Below are 15,196 nucleotides of genomic sequence, written 5' to 3'. Positions count from 1 at the left end.
CGGTGCCTCCCACCGGCTATTCGGCGATCTTCCCGGCGTAAATGTCCCTGCTTGCGGGCAATACGACGGTCACCGGAGTGCCGAACCCGTAGAGCAGCGTGGTCGAGGAGACATCGATCACGCCATTGTTGACCCAGCTGAAGCGGTGCCGGACCTTCCGCAGCCGCCCCTCCTCGTCGAGGTAGGCGTCGAAGGGCACCGTGTCCGTGGTGAACCCTTTCGCCGCTGCCTCCAATGCCCCCTTGACGCCCGGCGAGGCCGTTTTCGCGGCCCGCCCGATGTCGGTCGTCCCCTGGTAGTGCCGCACCTTCGTGCCCGCCAGCTCCGTCTCGCCGACGTAGCGGACGTCCACGGCGCCGCGCAGCAGCTCGGCGGCGGCCAGCGGGTCGGTCGCGCCGCCCGTGACCAGGTTCCCGTCGGCGAGGGCGGTGGTGTCGACGCGGACCCACTTGTCTGCGGGCACGCCCGCGCCCCGGTTCTTCATGTACAGCGCGCCGGGGACGAGCAGCTCGGTGATGGGCTGGTGCGCCTCCTTGCCCGCCGCGTCGGCAGGGAGCATGACCAGGAGCTGGCCCATCCGGTTCCTGAAGTCGACGCCGCCCTCGCCGCGGATGGTGACCCGGGTGCCCCCGGTCGCCATCTCCATGGATGTACGGGCCTGCGCGCTCCCCGCGGCGGCCAGCCGGTCGGGGGCCGCCCGCACGGCGGCCGCCGGGTCGGCCGGGGGCCTGTCGTCCCCCGCGGCGGCGGAACCGCCGCACCCGCTCGTCACGGCGACCACCGCGGCCACGCCGACGGCGAGCACCGCCTCGCCCGCGCGGCCGCGCCGCTGCCCCTGCTGGTGCACCACCATCGCCTGCCAACCCCCAACACGTCGCCGCTGCTTGTCCGAGGCCCCCACCCGCTGCGGTTTAACGAGGTCCGCGGGCTCCCGTCACGGTGCGGGCCTCCCGGGCGCGCCGCGCCGCCGGTACCGTGGCGGCGTGGATCCGCACCCTGGGGCGCTGCCCGCCCCCGAGCCCGAAACCGCCTTCCGCATCCGGCCCGGCCTGCAGGAGCCGCCGGCCGCGCACGCCGCGTCCACCGCGGAGCGCGGATCGTTCTGCCTGGCGGTGTGCGGCTGCGGCTGGCGCGGCCCGGCCCGCCGCTCGCGCGACCTGGCCCGCAGGGACGCCGCGGAGCACGGCGCCGCGTAGGGCCCCGCCGTCCCGGGGCTCCCGGCTCCGGCCGCCCGCCGCGGCCGTCACCCGTTCGGCCGAGTCCGGCTGGCGGGGCGGCCGGGCCGCGGGTGCGCTGGAGGCATGCCAGGACCCTCATCCCCCGCCGCCCTCCTCGCGTGGGCGCTGCTCCTCGTCCTCGCGCCGGCGGGCGCGGCCGCGGCGAGGCCGACCGGCTCGGCCGACGGCCCGGCCGACGTGGCCCTGGCCGTCGGGCTGACCTGCGCCGCCGCTCTGGCGACGGGGCTGTGGCTGCGGGCGCGCCACCGCCGCGACGCGGAGGCCGGCGGCCGCGGCCCCGAGGGCGGCGACCGGTGACACCCCGGCACCGGCCGGCCGCGGTGCGGCTGTGCTTCTGCATCGCCGGGCTGTGTCTGCTCGCGGCGGCGGCGATGTCCCTGTGGGAGGCCTACGGGCACCCCTGACCGGCGCTCGGGGCAGGCCCCGGCGGCGCCGGCATATCAGGCCGCCAGGTCGCTGTCGTGCGTACGGCCGCCGCCGACCGCGGCCCGCTCGCCGCCCAGCTCGACCGGCCGGGGCCGCGCCGGGTGGCGGGCCCGTACCAGCCGGGCGGCGCGCGGGGAGCGGGCCGCCGCGCGCACGGCGGGCGTCAGCACCGCCATGGCGAGCGGGGCGAGGAGGAGGACGACGGCGGTGCCGAGGGCGAACCCGCCGATGACGTCGGTGGGGTAGTGGACGCCGACGTAGACGCGGCTGAGCCCTTCGGCAAGGGCCAGGCCGATGCCGGCGAGGCCGAGCCGGCGGCGGGCGAGGAACAGGCCCATGCCGATGGCCATCGTGAGGGTGGCGTGGTCGCTGACGAAGGAGTACAGGCTCTGGCTCGCGGCCGGTTCCAGGACGTGCAGCCCCTCGTGCATCCTGAACGGCCTCTCGCGGCCGACGAGCTGACGCAGCGGCACGTTGACGGCGAGTGCGATCGCGGCGGCGAGCGGCGCCCACAGCAGTGCGGCGAACGTCTCGGCGGCCGCGGCCGGTTCCTGCCGCCGGGCGCCGCGCCAGCACCACAGCACGAGGAGCACCATCAGGAGGGGGATGCCGTAGGAGCCGGCGAGGACGACGGCCCTGTCGACCGCGGCCGGGGCGTGCCGGGCCAGCGCGTTGACGTCGTAGAGCAGGCTGACGTCCACGTTCGGCCCACCGGTTGCCAGTGCAGCCATGGCGATGCGGCCCCTTGTTCTTGCTCGGTTCCCCTAGGGGTGCACCCGTGTGTGCACCCCGTGAAACCCCCCCGTGTGGATCCACCCCGTGACCATGGAACGCCTGCTCGGGCACGGCGGTTCCACTCTCCACGCAATGATCACGGCAACGTTATCCAAGAGTGACGCGTCACCGCAGCTCAGGGCCTGCGCTTCACGGAGCGTTGCCCGGGCTCTTCGCGTCGGCCGTGCGGTCGGGCAGGGCCTCGGCCCCGTCCTTGGTGACCCGTGTGGCACCGAAGTAGTCCGGCGTGTCGATCTTGTCGAAGCGGATCACCGCACCCGTGTAAGGGGCGTTGATCATGTATCCGCCGCCCACGTACAGCCCGACGTGCCGGATCTCCCGCGAGTTCGTCAGATCGTCGGAGAAGAACACCAGGTCGCCGGGGAGCAGTTCCTCCCGCGAGGGGTGCGGCCCCGCGTTGTACTGGTCGTTGGCAACGCGCGGCAGCGTGATGCCCACCGACTCGTATGCCGCCTTCGTCAGCCCCGAGCAGTCGAACCGCCCGTCCTGGTCGGGCGTTCCGTTGCCGCCCCACAGGTAGGGCGTGCCCAGCTGCTTCTGCGCGAAGTAGATCGCCCCGGCCGCCTGCTGCGAGGGCGCGACCCGCCCGACGGGCCGCTCGAAGCTCTTCGCCAGCGTCGTGATCGCCTTCACGTACCCCTGCGTCTCCTTGTACGGGGGCACCCCCTGGTACTTGAACACCGCGCCGGGGCCGGCGTTGTATGCGGCGAGCATGTTCGCGACGGGGTCGCCGGGGACCTTCCCGACGTCCTTGGCGAGCGCGCAGTCGTACGAAGCCGCCGAGGGGATCGCGTCGTTGGGGTCCCAGATGTCCCGGTCCCCGTCGCCGTCCCCGTCGATCCCGTGGGTGGCCCAGGTGCCGGGGATGAACTGGGCGATGCCCCGCGCGTCGGCCGGGCTGACGACCGTGGGGTTCCAGCCGCTCTCCGAGTACAGCTGCGCCGCCAGGACCGCCGGGGACAGGGTCGGGCAGAGCACGCCCCACTTCTGCACCAGTGCCTGGTACTTCGCGGGTACGGCCCCCTTGGCGAGCCCGAGCGCGCGGCCCCCCGCACCGCCCGCGATGCCCGCAGCCGCCGAGTACGTGCCTATCACCAGGAGGGCGACGAAGCACAGGAACACAGCCAGGGCGCCCCCGCCGACCTTCCAGAATCTGCGCACCCGTCAACCCTCCCCCATCGGACAGACATTCACAGGGATTCACCGACACGTGTCGGATTCATCCCTTTTGCTCCTCTGTGTGGAAGCCCCCGCACCACACGCTCCTGTGTTCCGTATCCGAAACGGCGTGCCGGAACACCACCGTCCACCCCCCGGGATCCTGCGCCGGCTCCGGCGCGGGCACCCTCCGGCCGTCCACCTCCATCGAGAAGTCGTCCGGATACACCACCGACTTCCACTGCGCCGCACCGCCCTCGCGGACATCGCGCGCCACCGCGGTGAAGCCGAGCTGCCGGTTGTCCGACACCCCCGTGGACCGCCCCCGCGCATCCACCTCGTGCGGCGCCTTCACCACCACCGCCACGTGGTACGCGGGCGCCCCCGGCACCGCCTCCTCCTCCAACCGGAACGCGATCCGCACCCGCCCCGGCCGCAGCTCCCCCTCCGGATCCCGCCCGGCCGGAGTAATCGAGCCCTCCAGCCCCACCGGCGGCCGCTCCTCCGCCCCCGGGCCGCGGCACTCGCCCCGCACCGGGTCCCAGACGTCCAGGTTCGGCGCCGTCTGCCGGATCAGCACCGGCGGACCCGCCGACGACCACCCGGCCGACGGACGCGGGCCGCCGGCCGTATCCGCGTGTGCCGCGCCCCCGCCGCCCGCCGGAAGCCGCCCCGCCGCCACCGCGCCCAGCGCGCCCAGCGCGGCGAGCGCGAGCCCCGCCGCCACCCACGCCCCGCCCCGGCCGCGCCGACGCGGCCGCGGGGACGGGCCCGCAGCAGCCGCCGCCGGCGGCACGTACCCGGTCGGCGGCGGATACCCGTACCCCGCCGCGAGCGCCGGCCCCTGCACCCGTACCGCCTGCCGCGGCACCGCATCGCCCAGCGCCCCCAGCCCCGCGTACACCGGATCCCCCGCGAGGGAACCCTCCGCGGCGCAGCGCGCCGCCACCTCCGCGAGGCCCGGCCGCCGCGCCGGGTCCTCCTCCGCACAGGCCGCGACCAGCTCGGCCAGCCCCGGCTCGATGCCGGCCGTGTCCAACGGCCCGCCGGACGGCTGCCGCCCCGTCGCCGCGTACGCCAGCACCGCCCCCAGCGCGAACACGTCCGCCGCGGGCCCCGCCTCCGCCCCCGCGCGCACCTCCGGCGCCGTGAAACCGGGCGCGCCCGCGCCCCGCGCGAAACCGAAGCCGGTGATCTGAGGCCCCCGCGCGCCCAGCACCACGCACTCCGGCGTGAAGCCCCGGTGCGCGACCCCGTGCGCGTGGAGGGCCGCCAGCCCCTCCGCCAGCGCGGCCAGCAGCCGCCGGCAGGTCGGCGCCGGCAGCGGCCCCCGCACGGCCACCGCGCGGGTCAGCGTCGGCCCGGCCGCGTACTCGGTCGCCAGCCAGAACGGCGGCGCCGCCAGCGAGGCGTCCACCAGGTCCGCCGTGTGCGCCGACCGCACGGCCCGCACCGCCTCCGCCTCGCGCCGCAACCGGGCCAGCGCCTCCGGATCCCCGATGGCCTCCGACCGGACCGCATGCACCACCACCAGCCGCCCCCCGGGCGACCGCGCGAGGTACACCCGGCCCAGCGCTCCCGCACCCAGCCGGGCCAGCAGGGCGTGCGCCCCCACCTGGGCGGGGTCGGTGTCTGTCAGGGCTTCCACCCGCCAGAGGGTGCCACACGGACTTCCCCGCCCCGCAGGGGGGTTGACCAGGCCCGCGACCCGCCCGGCGTCAGGGGCGCGGCGCCACGAAAAGGCTCTGCGCGCCCCTGCCGACGGGCCCCTTCTCGTCGTGCAGGACCGAGTCCGCGAGCCCGATCCCCGCCGGATCCACGCTCGTCCGCGCCTGCACGCCGACCCACTCGCCCGCCGGGTGCCGGTGCAGGTGCACCGTCAGGTCGCTGTTGACGAAGACGTACCGCCCGAAGTCGACGGCCGCGCTGATCCCGTTGCCGGAGTCCGCCGCGACCAGCACCCGGTCCAGCGGCCCGACCGGCTCGCCCGCCACCAGCGGCACCCGCATCCGCATCCAGCACGCCCCCGGCCCCAGCTCCGTGAAGCCCCCCTCGGCGAACCGCATCTCCATCGCCGTGTGGTACCCCCGCTCCCACGGCACCGCGTAGAACGGGGACGGCCCCAGCGACCCCGGCGGCGCCAGCCGCGGCCCCTCCGCCACCGCCGGCACCGCCCCGCCACCGGCCACCCGCACCCGCAGCGCCCGCGCGACCACCGCCGGCCGCCCGGCTCCCGCCGGCTCCAGCTCCGCCTCCACCACCTCGGTGCTCCGGCCCCGCCGCAGCTCCCGCACCCGTACGGACACCACGCCCAGCGGCACCGGCCGCAGGATGTCGAAGGTGATCCGCGCGATCCTCATGTCCGGACGCGCCCCCGCCCGCTCCTCGACCGCCCGGCCGAGCAGCGCCGCCGGCGGCCCGGCGTGCTGCGCCCCCGCATCCCACGGCCCCCGCGTGTCCTCGGTGGCCAGGAACCGCTCCCCGTCGATCCGCTCGTAGAACGCCATACCCGGACGCTACCCGCCGGTAACGCCGGGCACCAGGCCCCCGCGGCCCACCTCCCGGCGCACACCGCCCCGGCCCGGACTGTGACAATGACGAGGTGCCAGCCACCCCCGCCGCCCCCGCCTCCGGCCCCCACGACCGCGACCGCCTCCGCGCCGACTGCGCGAACTGCTTCGCCCTGTGCTGCGTCGCCCTGCCCTTCGCCAGGTCGAACGACTTCGCCGTGGACAAGGCCGCCGGCACCCCCTGCAGGAACCTCCGCCAGGACTTCCGCTGCGGCATCCACACCCGCCTGCGCGACTCCGGCTTCCAGGGCTGCACCACCTTCGACTGCTTCGGCGCCGGCCAGCAGGTCTCCCAGGTCACCTTCGGCGGCGAGGACTGGCGCACCCACCCCGGCACCGCCGGCCGCATGTTCGAGGTCTTCCCCCTCATGCGGCAACTGCACGAGCTCCTCTTCTACGTCACCGAGGCCCTCGCCCGCCCGGCCGCCCGCCCCCTGCACCCCCGGCTGCGCACCCTCCTCGACGAGACCTCCCGCTGGGCCGCCGCCGGCGCCGACACCCTCACGGCCGACCTCGACCTCCCCGACCTGCGCGGCCGCATCAACACCCTCCTCCTGGCGGCCAGCGAGCTCGTCCGCGCCAAGGCCCCCGGCCGCCGCCGCAACCACCGCGGCGCCGACCTCATGGGCGCCCGACTCGCCGGAGCCGACCTGCGCGGAGCCAACCTCCGCGGCGCCTACCTCATCGCCGCGGACCTCTCCGGCGCCGACCTGCGCCTCGCCGACCTCATCGGCGCCGACTTCCGCGACACCGACCTGCGCGGAGCCGACCTGCGCGACGCCCTCTTCCTCACCCAGGCCCAGCTCGGCGCCGCCCGAGGCGACAGCAGCACCAGGATTCCGCCCGGCCTCACCCGCCCCGCGCACTGGGCCTGACGGACCATCCGACCATCGGACCGTCAGACGAACACACCGTCACCACCGCAGGTCAGAGCCCCGGACGGGCCAAGCCCCGGGACACCGGGCAAAGAACGCCGCCAAGTCGACGTACGACCGGGGTTTCATCAGCGAAGATAGTGGGTGACCCATGCCGTCGGCACGGGCTACCGGAACTACCCGTACAGGGGCGGTGAGTTACATGATCCTGGCAGCCGAAAAGGGCGACATCACCACCATCATCGGCGGAATCGCCCCCAACTGGGGGCCCTTCGGCAGTCTCGGCAACGAGGCGAAGATCATGATCGAAGTGATCATGGCGGTCGCCATCCTCCTCTGCCTCGGCATCGCCATCTGGGGCGCCGCCAAGCAGCGCATCGGCGCCACCGCGCTGCGCGACACCTTCAGCGCCGAACAGGGCAAGGGCCTGATCGTCGCCGGCCTCACCGGCGTCTTCATCATCGGCTCCCTCGGCACGCTGTTCACCATCGTCTACGGAATGGCCGTCTAGCCGGACCGCCCGCCGGATCCGGACCGAGGCCCGATCAGCACACCGCATCCACGCGGGAACCAGCACTACCGTCGTACGACGCGGAGGGGGCGGACAGGCAATGAGCAACGACGACCAGTACGGCGGCGGCCACGGCGACATCGGCGGCACGGGCCAGACCCGCACCCGCCTCCCCGAGGCCGACACCGACCCGTACGGCGCCCCCCGCCGCACCCCCCGCACCTCGCGCAGCCTGGTCACGGTGGTCGGCGTGGTGGTCCTGCTGATCGCCGCCATCGCGTTCGCCAACCAGTCCGGCGACACCACCGCGCCCGCCGGCAGGGACGACGACACCCCGGCCGCCTCCGCCACCGCGCCCACCGGCACCCGCCCGGTCGACGGCAAGAACGCGAACATCCCCACGGGCTTCCCGGCCGACCAACAGGGCGCCCAGTCCGCCGCCGCGAATTACGCCGTCGCCCTGGTCTCGGCGGACATCCTCAAACCGCAGATGCGCCGCCAGATCGTCCGCCAGGTCTTCGCCCCCGACAAGGTGGCCGAGATCGAACCGAGACTGGACCAGGCCTACGGCAAGCCCTTCCTCGACCGGGCAGGGCTCGACGCCAACGGAAACGCCGCCCCCGGCCTGACCTACGTGTCCCGGACCGTCCCCGTCGGCACCAAGGCCGTCAAGTACACGGACGGCGCAGCCGTCATCGACGTCTGGTGCACCGGAGTCTTCGGCACCGCGGGCGTCGGCTCGACCAACCCCGTCAGCAACGACTGGTTCACCATGACGCTGACGCTCCGCCGGGTGGACAACGACTGGAAGGTCGACAGCTTCGCCCAGCAGGACGGGCCCGCCCCCGTCCACACCGACCGCACGGCCTCCACGGCCGAAGAGATCGCCAAGGCAGCCACGGAGTACGGAGGCTTCACCTATGCCCGGTAGCCCCATCCGGCGCGCCGCCGGCGCGCTGGCCGCCGTACAGACCGCCGCCGTCCTCCTCGCCGCCCGGGCGTACGCCGCCCCGCCGACGACGCCGGCAGCGACCCCTCCGGCCTCCCCGGCCCCCTCGGCGTCGCCGAACGACAACCGGTGCGACCTGATCGTGGGCCCAGCCAGGGACTTCTGCGAGCGCGGCAACGGCGCAGCCACCGGCGGAGCCCCCCGCACCGGCCTCGCCCCCAGCGACCCCGCCGACGCCCTCAACCCCCTCGGCTCCCTCGCCAAGGGCTGCGCCGACGCCGCCGCCTGGATCGTCACCGAGCTCGGCAAGGCCGTCAACGGCAGCGCCAACGTCGACTTCACCAACGGCGCCTTCCTCAAGCAGTACGCCATCGTCTTCGCCGCCTCGACCGTCCTCACCCTGGTCCTGTGGCTCCTCGCCGTCGCCAAGCGCGCCATCCGCGGCGTCCCCCTGGCCACCGCCCTCTCCGAGGCCGTCGGCTTCCTCTGGCTGACCGTCCTCGCCTCCGCCTTCACCCCCCTGATCCTCTACACCGTCGTCTCCGCGACCGACGGCGTCACCGAGGTCATCGCCTCCGCCGGCGGCGGCCAGACCGACATGTTCTTCGGCTCCTTCACGGAAGCCCTCAAGAAGGGCGACTCCATCGGCGGCGGCCCGATCATGCTGATCGTCGTCTCCCTGGTGACCGTCCTCGCCGCCGGCATCCTCTTCCTCGAGCTCTTCATCCGGGCCGCCCTCCTCTACGTCGGCGCCCTCCTCGGCGTCGTCGTCTACTCCGGGCTCGTCGACCGCAACCTGTGGGGCCACGTCCGCCGCTGGGCCGGCATCATGATCGCCGTCATCCTCGTCAAGCCGGTCATCGTCATCGTCCTCGGCCTCGCCGGAGCCCTCGCCGGCGACAAGGGCCCGAACGCCTTCTCCGCCGTCGTCTCCGGCCTCGCGATCATCCTGCTCGCCATCTTCGCCTCCGCGATGATCTACCGCTTCGTCCCCGGCTTCGGAGACGACATCGCCGCCGCCCGCGCCGGCCGCACCAAGGCCACCGACGGCGCCCAGGCCGCCGCCGTCATCAGCAGCCCGGCCTCCCTCGTCTCCCAGGGCATCAAGACCCACAGCAGCCGCGGCGCCCACCGCTCCGGCGGCGGCAGCACCCCCGCCCCCGCCAACCCCCTCTCCGGAGGCGTGGCCGCACACAGCAGCCGCCCCACCGGCGGCGGAACCGTCCCCGCCGCCGCACCCGCGCCCCGCACGAGCTCGAGCACGAGGAACACAGGAGGTGACGGGCGTTGACGGCCCAGCCCCACCAGATGCACCCGGTCGCGCCCCGCCGCACCTACCTCATCGGCCGCGCCCGGCCGAACGCCGTCATCGGCAAGAACCGCGAGACCGGCGAGATCGCCCTGATCATCGCGGGTGCGTTCCTCGGCATGATGAGCGGCCTGCTCGTCCCCGACCTCACCCTGCGCATCGCCACGCTCGTCGGCTTCCCCCTGCTCGCCCTCGCCGCCGTCTACGTCCCCTACCGCGGCCGCACCTTCTACAAGTGGTTCGAGATCAACCGCAGCTACAAGCGCATCCTGCGCCGCGGCACCTCCTACCGCTCCGGCGCCATGGAGGCCGGCACCCGCGCCGACGGCCGCGAGGTCGAGGTCGGCCCGCCCCCCGGCATCGGCCGCATCAGCTGGCTCTCCGCGCCCTTCGGCCCCGACGAGATCGCCGTCCTCCTCCACGCGGACCGCAGGACCGTCACTGCGGCCATCGAGATCGAGGGCCCCGGCGTCGGCCTGCGCGACAGCGAGGACCAGGAGGCCCTCGTCGACCGCTTCGGCACCCTCCTCAAGCACGTCGCCAACGGCGACGGCTTCGTCACCCGCCTGCAGATGCTCGCCCGCACCCTGCCCGCCGACCCCGACGCCCACGCGAAGGACGTCATCCAGCGCGGCGACCCCACCGCCCCGGCCTGGCTGCGCGACTCCTACGACCAGCTCCAGTCGATGGTCTCCACCTCCTCCGAGCAGCACCGCGCCTACCTCGTCGCCTGCATGCACTACACGCGCGAACTCGCCGCCGAGGCCCACACCATCGCCCGTGCCGGCGGCCGCAAGGGCCGCAAGCTCGACCGCGACTCCGGCCTCGCCATCGTCATGGCCCGCGAGCTCACCGACATCTGCGCCCGCCTCGCCGAAGCCGACATCCGGGTACGCCAGCCGCTCGGCCAGGGCCGCCTCGCCTCCCTCGTCCACTCCATGTACGACCCGGACCACCCCATCGACCACATCCAGGCCATGACCAAGCGCAACGCCTGGCCCGCCGAACTCGACGCGGTCGAACCGACCTACCTCCAGGCCAAGACCCGCGAGTCCTCCACCCGCGCCCCCTGGTGCCACGCCACCGCCTGGATCAAGGAGTGGCCCATGACCCCCGTCGGCGTGAACTTCCTCGCCCCGCTGCTCGTCCACACCCCGGACGTCATCCGCACCGTCGCCGTCACCATGGACCTCGAACCCACCGAGATCGCCATCGAGCGGATGCTCACCGAGAAGACGAACGACGAGGCCGACGCCTCCCGCGCCGCCAAGATGAACCGCACCGTCGACCCCCGCGACATCGCCGCCCACGGCCGGCTCGACCAAAGAGGTGAAGATCTCGCCAGCGGTGCGGCAGGGGTCAACCTCGTCGGGTACATCACCGTGTCCTCGCGTTCACCGGAGGCCCTCGCCCGCGACAAGAGGACCATCCGCGCCTCGGCCGGCAAGTCCTACCTGAAGCTGGAGTGGTGCGACCGCGAACACCACCGCGCCTTCGTCAACACCCTGCCGTTCGCCACCGGCATCCGACGCTAGCTGGAGGGAAAGGCCGCCATGCGAGACCCGCTGTCCGCCCTCACGGACGCCTTCACCAGCTTCCTGTTCGGCAAGGTCGAGACGACCCGCCTGCCCGTCCGCACCTCCACCGGCCAGGCCCAGGCCGTCTACCTGCCCACCGCCGCCCCCGGCCTCGGCGACTCCGGCGTGATCATCGGCCGGGAGGTCTACAGCGGCAAGGGCTACATCTACGACCCCTTCCAGCTGTACGGCCAGCAGCTCCCCGCCCCCCACTGGCTCGTCCTCGGCGAATCCGGCAACGGCAAGTCCGCCCTGGAGAAGACGTACGTCCTGCGCCAGCTCCGCTTTCGCGACCGCCAGGTCGTCGTCCTCGACGCCCAGGGCGAGGACGGCGTCGGCGAGTGGAACCTGATCGCCCAGCAGCTGGGGATAACCCCCATCCGCCTGGATCCGGTCGCCGCCAACGACGACGGGATCCGCCTCAACCCCCTCGACCCGGCCATCACCACGACCGGCCAGCTCGCCCTGCTCCGCACCATCATCGAGGTGGCGCTGGGCCACGGCCTCGACGAACGCTCCGGCTTCGCCCTGAAGGTCGCCCACGCCTACGTCGTCGAGACGATCCGCGACCGCCAGCCCGTCCTCACCGACATCGTCGAGCAGCTGCGCCACCCCGAACCCGGCTCCGCCGAGGCCATGAACGTCGACATAGACGACGTACGCGCCTGGGGCCTGGACGTCGCGCTCGTCCTGGACCGCCTCGTCGACGGCGACCTGCGCGGCATGTTCGACGGGCCCACGACCGTCGGCATCGACCTCGACGCCCCGCTGATCGTGTTCGACCTCTCGCACATCGACCGCAACTCCATCGCCATGCCCATCCTCATGGCGATCGTCGGCGTGTGGCTGGAGCACACCTGGATCCGCCCGGACCGCAAGAAACGCATCTTCCTCGTCGAAGAGGCCTGGCACATCATCAACAGCCCCTTCGTCGCACAGCTGTTCCAGCGCCTCCTCAAGTTCGGCCGGCGCCTCGGCCTGTCCTTCGTCGCCGTCGTCCACCACCTGTCCGACGTCGTCGACGGCGCGGCCGCCCGCGAGGCCGCCGCCATCCTCAAGATGGCCTCGACCCGCACGATCTACGCCCAGAAAGCCGACGAGGCACGCGCCACCGGGCGGGTCCTCGGCCTGCCCCGGTGGGCGGTGGAGATCATCCCCACCCTCACGCCGGGCATCGCCGTGTGGGACGTCAACGGCAACGTCCAGGTCGTCAAACACCTGATCACCGAATCCGAACGCCCCCTCGTCTACACCGACCGCGCGATGACGGAGTCCGCCACCGCGCACCCCCTTCCCGACGACCTCCTGGCGGCCGAACTGGAGGCGGAGCAGCGCGCCCTGCTCATGGAACGCCACCAGGGCGGCGGCCCGGGGTCCGCGACAACGGTGGCGTGAGGGGCCGGCGAGCCCCGAGGAGCACGAGAGGCACCAGATGCACGAGAGCGGCACGAGACGCCCTGTGGGCCCTGCCCCCGCCCCCTCCCGCGGCATCCCGGACGGCCTCCTGGTCGCCCTGGTCGCGTTCCTCCTCGGGCTGGCCGCACTCGTGTGGTCCTCGACGGGGCTGGCCGCGCTCCTCGCGAAGGGTGCCTGGCCGGACACCGTCACGTTCGGCCGCACGCCCGGCGCCGTCCGCGCCCTGATAGCGGAGCCGCAGGACCTCGCGGGCGCCTGGCCGGCGGCGGACCCGGCGGCGCTGTCGGGCTGGGGGCTCTTCTGGGGCCTGTTCGTCGGGCAGCTGCTGGTCCTCTTCGTGCTCACCGTGTTTGTGGTCGGCGCCGTGGCCCGTACGAAGGCCCGCCGGGCCCGCGCCCGCGCCCGCACGGTCCCGCCGCCCGCACCGGAGCCGGAACCCGAGCCGGCCCGGCCGGGTCCGCCGCGGCCGCCGGTGGCGAAGCCGACGGCCGCCGCCGTCCCCGCCCCGGCGTCCCCGCCCGCCGCGCCCGCCCCGCCGGGGGCGGAGGAGGCGTACCGGTACGGCTTCGGCCACCCGCCGCGCCCCGCGGTGCCGGCCGCCGCTCCGGCGGGCCGTCTGGCGTTCGGGGGTCCGGGCGAACGCCGCCGCCTGGCGGCGGCCCGTATCGCGGTCGCGGAGGGCCCGGCGCTCGTCGTGACGTCCTCCCCGGCGCTGTGGGCGGACACGAAGGACGCCCGCGCGAAGCTCGGCCCGGTTCTCCTGTACGACCCGTCGCACCTGTGCGACACCCCGGCCCGTATGCACTGGAACCCGGCGGAGGGCTGCGCGGACCGGGAGACGGCCGCTGCCCGCGCGACGGCCCTGCTGGCGCCCGTACGGCCGCGGGCGCGCATGGACGAGGCGGTCGCCGACACGGCGGAGACGCTGCTGCGGAGCTGGCTGCAGGCGGCCGCGCTGGACGGCCGCCCGTTCAAGCAGCTGCACCGGTGGGCGCAGGGCGCGGGCGTCCAGGAGGCGGTCCGCATCCTGCGCACGCACCCGCAGGCGGCGGCGGGGGCGGCCGGGGAACTGGAGAGCGCCCTCACGGCGCATCCCGAGCGGCGTGACCAGGCCCGGCATCTGACGGCCCGGGCCCTGTCGTGCCTGACGTCGGTGCACATCCGGGAGGCCTGCAACCCGAACCGAACGGATGCGCTGACGCTGGCATCGTTCCCGGACGAGGGGGGCACCCTTTATGTGGTGGGCGAATCCGTGGAGGACCCCGCGGCCCACCCGGGTGCGATGCCGCTGCTGACCGCACTCGCGTCGAGCGTGGTCGAGCACGGCCGCCGCATGGCCGCACGGTCATCCCACGGCCGGCTCGACCCACCACTGACCCTGGTCCTGGAGGACGTGGCGGCCGTCGCCCCCGTCCCCCAGCTGCCGGACCTCCTTGGTGAGGACGCGCTGCCGCTGCTGGCGCTGTGCCGCAGCCGCGAGCAGGCGCGGTCCCGCTGGCCGCAGTGGCCCGCGGAGACCCCGGCCGACGCGGTCCTGCCGCCCCGGCCGGGCGCCCGTACCCCGGCTCCCTAGTGCTCCCGGCGAACCCTCCCGGTCACAGCACTAGCCCTGGGGCGCGGGGCGGGGGTACACGTACTCCAGTTCCTTCGCGGCCGGGTCGCCGGGCTTGGGGATGGCGAGCCCGCTCGGCCGGAACCCGTACCGGCGGTAGAAGCCGCCGGCCCGGGCGTTGTCCTCGTGCACGAACAGCCGGACGCGCTCCAGCAGCGGCTCCTCCAACGACCAGGCCCATGCGAGGGCCGCGGTGAACAGGGCGTCGGTCAGTCCGCGGCCGCGCCACTCGGGCCGTACGTATACGCCGACGAGGTGCCCTTGGTCCGTGTCCACGGTGCGTTCGAGGAAGTCGGCGCCGCCGACGGGTTCGACGAACGCGGACACGGAGCCGACCCACTGCCCGTCGGGCGTCTCGGCGATGAACTGCCGGACGTGCAGGCCTTCGGCCGCCCCGCGCGCCCGTTCCTGCCAGTAGGTGTCGGGTTTGGCGGCGGCGTCTTCGACGGATTCCAGGAAGGCCATGGGTGCGAGCGGGTCGGCGAGGGCTTCCAGGCGGAGCGCCTTGACCTTCTGCCATTCGTCGGTGCGTACGGGCCGGATCGCAAACTGTTCCATGCACCCGGATCCAATCACGGGCCGGCGCCGGCCCGCACCGGTATTCAACCTGCCCTGAAACGCAGGAAAGCCCCGCACCATGATCTGGTGCGGGGCTTTCCCACAATGATTGTTCGGCGGCGTCCTACTCTCCCACAGGGTCCCCCCTGCAGTACCATCGGCGCTGAAAGGCTTAGCTTCCGGGTTCGGAATGTAACCGGGC

Annotated in this window: 15 protein-coding genes and 1 rRNA gene; 9 read left to right on the top strand and 7 right to left on the bottom strand. The window is 74.2% G+C overall.

Annotated features, from left to right (window positions below):
* Positions 1-16: 16 nt before the first annotated feature.
* Positions 17-853, bottom strand: a complete 837-nt coding sequence (locus ACZ462_RS16060; RefSeq protein ID WP_467807873.1) for an SCO4651 family lipoprotein — start codon at positions 851-853, stop codon at positions 17-19.
* A gap of 130 nt (positions 854-983) precedes the next feature.
* On the opposite strand from ACZ462_RS16060, the gene ACZ462_RS16055 reads away from it, so the two are divergent.
* Both ACZ462_RS16055 and ACZ462_RS16050 read left to right on the top strand, forming a co-directional pair.
* Positions 984-1,196 (top strand): hypothetical protein, encoded by a 213-nt coding sequence (locus ACZ462_RS16055; RefSeq protein WP_467807874.1) that lies wholly within the window; start codon positions 984-986, stop codon positions 1,194-1,196.
* Between the two features lie 105 nt (positions 1,197-1,301).
* Positions 1,302-1,535: a hypothetical protein gene (locus ACZ462_RS16050; protein ID WP_467807876.1), complete on the top strand. Its 234-nt coding sequence runs from the start codon at positions 1,302-1,304 to the stop codon at positions 1,533-1,535.
* A 143-nt stretch (positions 1,536-1,678) separates the two neighbouring features.
* Here the strand turns inward: ACZ462_RS16050 and ACZ462_RS16045 are convergent, their stop codons facing one another.
* The 4 genes from ACZ462_RS16045 to ACZ462_RS16030 form a co-directional block, all read right to left on the bottom strand.
* Positions 1,679-2,395 carry a phosphatase PAP2 family protein gene (locus ACZ462_RS16045; RefSeq protein ID WP_467807877.1) on the bottom strand — a complete coding sequence of 239 codons (717 nt, stop codon included), beginning with the start codon at positions 2,393-2,395 and terminating at the stop codon, positions 1,679-1,681.
* Positions 2,396-2,588: 193 nt separating this feature from the next.
* Entirely contained in the window at positions 2,589-3,620 is a 1,032-nt protein-coding gene (locus ACZ462_RS16040) for a C40 family peptidase (protein ID WP_467807878.1), read from the bottom strand.
* 58 nt (positions 3,621-3,678) lie between these two features.
* Positions 3,679-5,265 (bottom strand): serine/threonine-protein kinase, encoded by a 1,587-nt coding sequence (locus tag ACZ462_RS16035; protein WP_467807880.1) that lies wholly within the window; start codon positions 5,263-5,265, stop codon positions 3,679-3,681.
* Between the two features lie 70 nt (positions 5,266-5,335).
* Entirely contained in the window at positions 5,336-6,124 is a 789-nt protein-coding gene (locus ACZ462_RS16030) for a thioesterase family protein (protein WP_467807882.1), read from the bottom strand.
* A gap of 95 nt (positions 6,125-6,219) precedes the next feature.
* On the opposite strand from ACZ462_RS16030, the gene ACZ462_RS16025 reads away from it, so the two are divergent.
* The 7 genes from ACZ462_RS16025 to ACZ462_RS15995 all read left to right on the top strand — a co-directional run bounded on the left by ACZ462_RS16025 (position 6,220) and on the right by ACZ462_RS15995 (position 14,397).
* Positions 6,220-7,062: a pentapeptide repeat-containing protein gene (locus ACZ462_RS16025; RefSeq protein WP_467807884.1), complete on the top strand. Its 843-nt coding sequence runs from the start codon at positions 6,220-6,222 to the stop codon at positions 7,060-7,062.
* A 202-nt stretch (positions 7,063-7,264) separates the two neighbouring features.
* A complete protein-coding gene (locus ACZ462_RS16020; RefSeq protein ID WP_125548292.1) occupies positions 7,265-7,573 on the top strand; it encodes a hypothetical protein in 309 nt (102 codons plus the stop codon).
* Between the two features lie 100 nt (positions 7,574-7,673).
* Positions 7,674-8,504, top strand: coding sequence for a hypothetical protein (locus ACZ462_RS16015; RefSeq protein ID WP_467807886.1), 831 nt, complete (start codon positions 7,674-7,676; stop codon positions 8,502-8,504).
* Positions 8,494-9,813 carry a hypothetical protein gene (locus ACZ462_RS16010; protein ID WP_467807887.1) on the top strand — a complete coding sequence of 440 codons (1,320 nt, stop codon included), beginning with the start codon at positions 8,494-8,496 and terminating at the stop codon, positions 9,811-9,813. The genes ACZ462_RS16015 and ACZ462_RS16010 overlap by 11 nt, the downstream gene beginning before the upstream one ends.
* 17 nt (positions 9,814-9,830) lie before the next feature.
* Entirely contained in the window at positions 9,831-11,366 is a 1,536-nt protein-coding gene (locus ACZ462_RS16005) for an SCO6880 family protein (protein WP_467807895.1), read from the top strand.
* Between the two features lie 18 nt (positions 11,367-11,384).
* Positions 11,385-12,803, top strand: a complete 1,419-nt coding sequence (locus ACZ462_RS16000; RefSeq protein ID WP_467807888.1) for an ATP-binding protein — start codon at positions 11,385-11,387, stop codon at positions 12,801-12,803.
* Between the two features lie 37 nt (positions 12,804-12,840).
* Positions 12,841-14,397, top strand: a complete 1,557-nt coding sequence (locus ACZ462_RS15995) for a type VI secretion protein (RefSeq protein WP_467807889.1) — start codon at positions 12,841-12,843, stop codon at positions 14,395-14,397.
* Between the two features lie 30 nt (positions 14,398-14,427).
* Here the strand turns inward: ACZ462_RS15995 and ACZ462_RS15990 are convergent, their stop codons facing one another.
* On the bottom strand, positions 14,428-14,994 hold the full coding sequence (locus ACZ462_RS15990; RefSeq protein WP_467807890.1) for a GNAT family N-acetyltransferase: 567 nt from the start codon (positions 14,992-14,994) through the stop codon (positions 14,428-14,430).
* A gap of 111 nt (positions 14,995-15,105) precedes the next feature.
* Positions 15,106-15,196, bottom strand: a 5S ribosomal RNA gene (rrf, locus tag ACZ462_RS15985); the annotation flags it as partial.

This window comes from Streptomyces sp. NPDC031121, from assembly GCF_055570615.1.
Note: the sequence above shows the minus strand (reverse complement) of the source record. Positions and strands in the feature narration are given on the sequence as shown.

Excerpts from the sequence above, each read along its gene's own strand:
- ACZ462_RS16045 (WP_467807877.1), bottom strand. The coding sequence starts at position 2,395 with ATGGCTGCACTGGCAACCGGTGGGCCGAACGTGGACGTCAGCCTGCTC.
- ACZ462_RS16000 (WP_467807888.1), top strand. The coding sequence starts at position 11,385 with ATGCGAGACCCGCTGTCCGCCCTCACGGACGCCTTCACCAGCTTCCTG.
- ACZ462_RS16015 (WP_467807886.1), top strand. The coding sequence starts at position 7,674 with ATGAGCAACGACGACCAGTACGGCGGCGGCCACGGCGACATCGGCGGC.
- ACZ462_RS15995 (WP_467807889.1), top strand. The coding sequence starts at position 12,841 with ATGCACGAGAGCGGCACGAGACGCCCTGTGGGCCCTGCCCCCGCCCCC.
- ACZ462_RS16020 (WP_125548292.1), top strand. The coding sequence starts at position 7,265 with ATGATCCTGGCAGCCGAAAAGGGCGACATCACCACCATCATCGGCGGA.
- ACZ462_RS16050 (WP_467807876.1), top strand. The coding sequence starts at position 1,302 with ATGCCAGGACCCTCATCCCCCGCCGCCCTCCTCGCGTGGGCGCTGCTC.
- ACZ462_RS16030 (WP_467807882.1), bottom strand. The coding sequence starts at position 6,124 with ATGGCGTTCTACGAGCGGATCGACGGGGAGCGGTTCCTGGCCACCGAG.
- ACZ462_RS15990 (WP_467807890.1), bottom strand. The coding sequence starts at position 14,994 with ATGGAACAGTTTGCGATCCGGCCCGTACGCACCGACGAATGGCAGAAG.
- ACZ462_RS16005 (WP_467807895.1), top strand. The coding sequence starts at position 9,831 with ATGCACCCGGTCGCGCCCCGCCGCACCTACCTCATCGGCCGCGCCCGG.
- ACZ462_RS16060 (WP_467807873.1), bottom strand. The coding sequence starts at position 853 with ATGGTGGTGCACCAGCAGGGGCAGCGGCGCGGCCGCGCGGGCGAGGCG.
- ACZ462_RS16010 (WP_467807887.1), top strand. The coding sequence starts at position 8,494 with ATGCCCGGTAGCCCCATCCGGCGCGCCGCCGGCGCGCTGGCCGCCGTA.